Below are 7,179 nucleotides of genomic sequence, written 5' to 3' on the forward strand. Positions count from 1 at the left end.
AATAAGAAAGGAGATGCAGAAAAAAATCCTGTCATCTCCTAATCTTGCTACATTTAAAAAGCGCCTAAATCAATTAATTAGAAGCGTTCGCCAAAGCTTCGGCACGCTCTTTCTCCCATGCCTCTTTAGCAGACTTGTATTCTTCATTATTCATTGGCTTTTCCAGGATAGACTGACCTTTAAATTTCTCTGATGTAACACCAAATGGCGAATATTGTGATTCAAATGGATTTAATTTTGAAGCGATATAGCCTCCTCCTCCAACAGCGTATGGAATGACAAATGCTTCTTCAATTAAAAATGCCTCTGCTTTTGCAAATAGTTCATAGCGCGCTGCCGGATCCACTTCCGCTTTTGCCGCTTCCACCAACTTGTCATACTCGCCGTTATAGCCTTCAGCAAGCTCTGGTTTGTTGTATGAACCGCCAGCAGCAAATGGATCTGTATACGTGGATGGATCTGCAAAGTCCGGTCCCCAGTTCGCTTCAAGCATAGAGAACTTCCCTGGACGGCGGATTTCGCCTAAGAAGCCTGTAGCAGGTCCCGCATATAGCTCTACATCAATGTAGTCGGCGCCTAATAGATTCTCAAGCTGTTGTTCAACGACTTGTGAGCGGTTTGCCCATTCAGGTGAGCCCGAGTTATATGGCAAGACTACTTTTACCGGGAATGTCGCTTTGCCGTTTAATGCTGCCAGTGCCGCTTCCTTATGCTTTAGCGCTAATTCTTTGTCGAAAGAATCTGTTTCCGTAATTGCCTTTAACGGCTCAAGCAGCGTGTAGTCCACGCCTTCAACATCAACGAAATTTTTCGGTGTAATTGTATTCGATATTAAATCTTGCGGATTGTACGGCTCGATTGTCAGCATTGCCGATACGCGATCAAGTGCATGGTACAGCGATTTACGGAAATCTTTGTTGTTGACTGCGACTTTCCAGTTTTCCGGTTCATATTCTGCATCATATTGCGGATCGAAGTTTAATGCATAAAAGTATGTGTAGAAGTTATTTGTATTTTGGCGCACTAAATCTTTTTTGTCCTCGCTGTTCAGCCATTCATCCAAAATGGATGTCGGAATGCTAGCCCCGTCAATTTCGCCGCGCATAAATAGCTCCGGCGCTACAGTAGCTGCCTCTTTATTGTACTTATAGCGGATACGGTCGATTTTAACTGTTTCTTTATCCCAGTAAGCGTCGTTTTTCACAAGTACCCGTTCATTTTGAGGCTCGAATTTATCTAAAATATATGCACCGTTATATAAAATATTTTCACGGGTAGTACCGAATGTTTCACCTTTTTCAGCCAAAAATTCGCCGCTTACTGGGAAGAAACATACATAGTTCAGCATGGATAAAAAGTATGGCGTTGAGCCTTCCAATGTGTATTCCAGTGTCTTTTCATCAAGCGCCTTTATTCCAACTTGCGTGAAATCCGTCACTTCACCGTTATAAAAAGCATCACCGTTTTTAACTACAGTGGCAATCCATGCAGTTGACGATTCATTTTTCGCATCAAGCACGTAATTCAAGCCGTCCACGAAGTCTTGAGCGACTACATCTGCCACTTTTTTACCTTCATGATCTACCCATTTCACGCCTTCACGAAGTTTGAATGTCCATACTGACGCATCCTCATTTGACTCCCAGCTTTCTGCCAAGCCTGGTTTTACTATGCCGTACTGATCATACTCGATTAGACCTTCCACCAAGTTTGCAGATAAGGCAAACTCATTAGTTTCCGCGGTTTTTAAATAGTTCAATGTTTTAATTTCACCTGAATATACAGTGCGGTATTCCGTGGTCTTACCTGAATCCGAAGAATCGCCGCAAGCGGCTAACACTAGTGCAAACATACATACTAAAGCTAATAAATACTTTTTCATACGAACTCCCCCATTTCCCTATCCTATTTGGCTAAATATGCCTCTATCAAAAATCCAATACCTGAAGCTTCGGTCATTTGAATATTTTCCCCTTCAAAGCTCGGTCCCCCTTCAATCGGATCTTCAACACATAAGCTCGGTCCATCCAGATCGACCATTGTGACATTTTTATTTGCGGCCGCGAAATGTGCTGCTGCACTGACACTGATTTTCGTTTCAAGCATGCAGCCAATCATGCATTCCACACCACTCGCTTCTGCAATATGGCAAATTTGCTGTGCTTTCGAAATACCGCCTGTTTTCATAAGCTTGATATTTATTAAATCTGCTGCACGCTTTTCGATGACTTCGATTGCCTGCTTCGGAGAAAATACACTTTCATCCGCTAATATATTTGTATGCGTATTGCCTGTCACATATTGCAAACCTGCTAAATCACTATAGTGTACCGGCTGTTCGACTAGCTCGATATCCGCTCCGCGATCCTCCAGCTGTACAATAATTTTGACCGCTTCCTTAGCTGTCCATCCTTGGTTTGCATCAACCCTTAATACGACATGGGGGCCGACTGCCTTCCGAATGGCCATTACACTTTCGACGTCATTTTGCGGACTTTTCCCTACCTTGATTTTTAAGATAGAAAAGCCTCGTTTCACAGCTGCTATACTGTCATTTACCATCTGTTGCTCATCATTGACGCTTATCGTAATATCTGTCGTTATTTTCTTTCGGTAGCCGCCCAGCAATTTATAAAGGGGAGCATTATACTTTTTTGCCCATAAATCATAAAGAGCTATTTCCACAGCTGCTTTTGCGCTCGTATTTTGATAAAGACATTTGTCTATTCGATCACAAAGTATTGCGATTTCATCTATATCAATTCCGCATATGGCAGGTGCAATCACTTCTTCAACAGCATAGCGTATGGATTGAAGTGTTTCCCCTGTAATGACATGTGTTGGCGCTGCTTCCCCTATTCCGATATGCCCTTCGTCGGTATAAACAGTTACGACAATATTTTTTATACTATGAACTGTGCGCAATGCCGTTTTAAAAGGTGTAATAAGCGGTGCCTCAACTATGCCGACCTTTACGTTTTTTATTTTCATGAATCCACCCGCCTTAAGTTAAAAATTGCAGCAAACGCAGCACTTCAAAATAATCGTTCGTTTCAAACTGCACTGTATTATGCGGCTTGAACGTTGCCCCAGGGTAGAACGAGTTACGGTATGCTTTAATATGATCCTTATAAATAATTTCGACTTTAAAATGCTTCGGCAATTGTATTTGAAGCTTTGTCCGTTCAATTTTCATCGCCTGCTCGATAAGACGTCTCGTTTCTTTCACAGTTGTTTGCGGACTTACACTTATCGTTGCATGACCGATTCCTTCTTTCGTCGCGAATGTTGCGATTTGGTCATTGTAGCTTGCTATATGCTCTGTCAATGCCTGATCCCCGCTGACAAATGCAACCGGTACTTGATGTAGCGCTGCCGCATACATGTTGATTAAAAATTCACTTGCATATTCTCCATTAATTTTAATATCCGCTAACAAGCTTAATGTATGGGCAAGGGGATTTTTTTCGCTGCCGCCTTCACTGTGGTATCCTATAAAAACCGCTCGATCAAAACTTTCATCTAAACCAGCTACCATACACATTGGTTCTTGTGTCCAACCGCGAATAATCTTCACATTTTCCGGTAGGTTTTCAATTAAAATATTGCGACCCGAGTCATGTGCGTCCTTCAATAATATTTCGGTTGCCCCGCCTGCAAACGCCCCTTCGATAGCAGCAAGCACTTCGTTAGTCATTTGCTTTTGAAATTGAGCATAGTCAGGGGCGTTTAATTCGGTTTCGCTCCATACCGTCGTTCCGGTAATGCCTTCGATATCCGCGCTTATGTATATTTTCATATGAATCGATACTCCTTTAATAGATGTTGTTGTATGACTGCAGCTATCGGTCCATAAATGGCATAGTCAGTCTGTTCTTTACTTGCCCAAGTTTTATTGCCGAAATCATAATGCCACCATTCTTCTTCATAGTTATGAAACCCTGCATTTGTCATGCAATGAAACAAAATGCGCCGATTGATGTATGCTTCTTCGTCTTCAGAAGGATGATTTTCAAAATATGAAGTAGCCGATTTTTTTTCGGTTTCATCAAAAGCAGTTCCTAAATTCAGTGGATTTCCTAAGTGATCCCCTAACGTCAGATCAATTGCCCCTCCTGTTAAATGCGGTGCATGATAACGCTCTTCCATACTTGGGAATGCGACATATTTCAACGTTTCCAGCTCTATTTGCTGTGGGCTCCATTGTGGGTATTTCCCTTCTATTTTTCTTTTTATCTCGTTATAGAGAAATGTTTGAACTTGTATAGGACGAAAACCATCATATAAAATAAAACTCAAATTTCCGGGTAGATGCTCCAGCGCTTTCAGCAAATTTAATGCCGCTTGCTGCCGTAAATAAATTTTTTGAAGACTATTCGGTATTCCTTCGATGAAATAGCGTGGCTCAACAAATAATTTATGCGCAATTGGCCTAATTTCCACTAAAGGCTCCTCGTTTTCTTTTACAACGGGAATAAAGCTGGTTGCAGCCTTTGCATAAATCGGAATTGAGTATTTTTCCAACATGGTTTAACCTCCCCTTACTATCCTCTTACTATATTATTAAATATTTTAAAAATTGGGAGTTTTCAGTCTTTTGTTTATAAAATATAAAATACCACAATTATTTCGTTAATGAAAGTATTTTCTTGCATTTTCATTACTATTTTAAAATATATTAGCAATTGCCTGAATTACTTTAAACAACAGTTATCCAAGAGAAATAATACATTTTATGCCAGAATTTATTATCTTTTTATAAGAAAAAAGTCTTTCACGCAAAATTAGCGCGAAAGACAGCCTCCTTTATGTAAATCCCCTCAGAAAGTTATATTTTATTATTTGCCAAAGACGTAATTTTGTACTGTATGATTATTTCTTCCCGTTGTCGTTTGTGCTTGGGACATAGAGTTGATGATCGCCTCTTCTGTCGCCTCTGCAGCAGCCATAAATAACGTATTCATCACAGTATGGTCATCCCGCAATTGCCGACGAGTATCAAAAATGTCCTCTGTTTGATGAGCAATTTTCCGGGCGGTTGTAAAGCCTATGACGATATCTCCGCTACCGTTTGAAAAATGACTGCCTGTACGCCCTAAACCAATTCCGCAGCGTTTAATCACCCGCTTTAATTGGCGGCTGCTTAGCGGGGCATCTGTCGCAAGCACAATGATAATGGAGCCATCAGTCGGGCTGATTGTCGATTCGATATTGTCCTCTGTCATGATATACCGCTCTTTTGAAAACTCATTTGCCTGGCCAAAATTGCTTAAAACGAGACAGCCTACCGTAAAGCGTTCATTTGATGTTCCATTTACAATGCGCGATGAGCTGCCAATCCCGCCTTTATAGCCGAAGCACATCATTCCTTTACCTGCTCCGATCGCGCCTTCTTGTGCAATTTCATTTGTCGCATTGCGAATAGCCTCTATTGCATGCTCAGGCTTAACAGCACAATGGCGAATCGAATTCAAATAGCTGTCATTGCATTCGCCGACAACGATATTCACTGTTCCTGTTGTTAGACCGATTTCTTCGTTCTGCTCAAGCATGTACTGGAGAACCCCTTGCGTAACAGCAGGCACACCAAAAGTATTTGTCAGCATAATGGGCGATTCAAGGACACCGAGTTCATCCACTTGAATAAGACCTGCAGTTTTGCCGAAGCCATTCAAAATATAACCGGCAGCTGTCACCTTTTCCCGAAATAAATTCCCGCCATGTGGCAGAATAGCCGTCACCCCTGTACACGCAGCATCCCCGAGGTCGTTTAATGAAAATTCCAATGTCACATGACCGACACATACCCCTTCTACATCTGTTATACAATTTTTTGCCCCAGTTTGCAGTTGTCCAATGCTTAAACCCATTCCTCGTATTTTCATCTTTTTTCCCCTTTGCAGTATGATTTTTACAATATAATCGTAATTAAATTTCCCGAAAAAGAACAGCTAAAAAAGAAGATACCCCTGCTGAATTGTTTCAGGTCGTATCTTCCTAAGTATTTTGAATCGGATTCATGTCATTTTTGAACATCATCTGCATATATGATATTTTCATGATTTAAATTTCGAGAATCCCTCTCGTCCACCGATCTACAAAGCTTTCAAATGTTATGCCATATCGGTTATACACTTCATGATAAACAAAATAAATGCCAAGTTTATCAAGCAATTCATCATTGATCCGCATTTTGACCACTCACTTTCCAATTTTTTCAGATGATGTCCTTCCATTTCCATGGAATCCTTTTCTATCTTTATACATACCCAACATTGTGCGCTGTTATACAGAAAAAGACATCCCGCTTATTGAAAGCGCATATTTTTTATATTTGGATTTTCTCTTTCCAGAACTAGAGGGATATTGAACGACTTTTTTTATTTGCCCAAGCAGCATTCTGTTACAAACATTTCACATTCTACATTAAATTGTATGCGTTTCCTTCTATACAATTTAGTAAGATGAAAGTAACAACAACATTGGAGGGACTCTAATGAGAAGTTTAATCTTATTATTTTTTACAGCAGTTTTATTAGCTGGATGCGGAGATGCGGTCGGTGATTTAAAGGAGGCAGCGGCTGGCATAAACTCAAAGGCTAATGAAGCGGCAAGTGCGATTTCGATTGATGTACATTCCATTCGTGCAGCCGAAATCGAATTCGGCAATCAGACTTTTACAATTAATGACTTATTTAAAACTATATTACGCGATGTTCAATGGTATTATGACGGAAGCGGTGATGAACAGCTGCTAAAAGTAACGGGTACATGGCAAAATAACGGACTGTTTGCCGAGCAAAAATTCTCTGAAGATCAAAAGCAGGAATTAAAGGAATCCGGGCAAATCGAAGTGAACCTTTCCTTCGATAATGGCATCATTGAAGAACAAAAAACGACCGTCCTTATGCAGCTAAATGGCAATACGCTTGTTGAACGACATGGCAGTGAAATCCTTCATCACTTTTATAATATATACATACAGTAAAAAAAATACGGTTTAACGTAACGACCATACACGTTAAACCGTATTTTTAATTTGCGGGAATTTAAATTTTCTTGGTAAAACTTTCAAGATCCTGGTTCATCACCATAACATGGGGTTGATTTCCATTGCGGGTCGGACGCTTTCCTTACCTCCAGTCAAGTGTTTTTAATTAAATTTATGCGAAGAAATTA

At 40.5% G+C, this 7,179-nt stretch carries 6 protein-coding genes; 1 reads left to right on the plus strand and 5 read right to left on the minus strand.

Going from position 1 to position 7,179, the window contains the following annotated elements; genetic code table 11:
• Positions 1-73: 73 nt before the first annotated feature.
• The 5 genes from ACTHOQ_RS15830 to ACTHOQ_RS15850 form a co-directional block, all read right to left on the minus strand.
• Positions 74-1,882 carry a peptide ABC transporter substrate-binding protein gene (locus tag ACTHOQ_RS15830; RefSeq protein ID WP_440497111.1) on the minus strand — a complete coding sequence of 603 codons (1,809 nt, stop codon included), beginning with the start codon at positions 1,880-1,882 and terminating at the stop codon, positions 74-76.
• Positions 1,883-1,905: 23 nt separating this feature from the next.
• Entirely contained in the window at positions 1,906-2,991 is a 1,086-nt protein-coding gene (locus ACTHOQ_RS15835) for a dipeptide epimerase (RefSeq protein WP_440497112.1), read from the minus strand.
• Between the two features lie 13 nt (positions 2,992-3,004).
• Complete coding sequence (locus ACTHOQ_RS15840; RefSeq protein ID WP_440497113.1) at positions 3,005-3,799, minus strand: M55 family metallopeptidase; 795 nt, start codon at positions 3,797-3,799, stop codon at positions 3,005-3,007.
• Positions 3,796-4,527 carry a M15 family metallopeptidase gene (locus tag ACTHOQ_RS15845; protein ID WP_440497114.1) on the minus strand — a complete coding sequence of 244 codons (732 nt, stop codon included), beginning with the start codon at positions 4,525-4,527 and terminating at the stop codon, positions 3,796-3,798. Before ACTHOQ_RS15845 ends, ACTHOQ_RS15840 begins: the two co-directional genes overlap by 4 nt.
• Before the next feature lie 311 nt (positions 4,528-4,838).
• A complete protein-coding gene (locus tag ACTHOQ_RS15850; protein WP_440497115.1) occupies positions 4,839-5,885 on the minus strand; it encodes a DmpA family aminopeptidase in 1,047 nt (348 codons plus the stop codon).
• 611 nt (positions 5,886-6,496) lie between these two features.
• Between ACTHOQ_RS15850 and ACTHOQ_RS15855 the strand changes: the two genes are divergently transcribed.
• Positions 6,497-6,988, plus strand: coding sequence for a 23S rRNA methyltransferase (locus ACTHOQ_RS15855; protein WP_440497116.1), 492 nt, complete (start codon positions 6,497-6,499; stop codon positions 6,986-6,988).
• The last annotated feature ends 191 nt before the right edge of the window (positions 6,989-7,179 follow it).

Origin of the sequence: Solibacillus silvestris, from assembly GCF_051967575.1 — a bacterium.
GTDB lineage: Bacteria > Bacillota > Bacilli > Bacillales_A > Planococcaceae > Solibacillus > Solibacillus silvestris_B.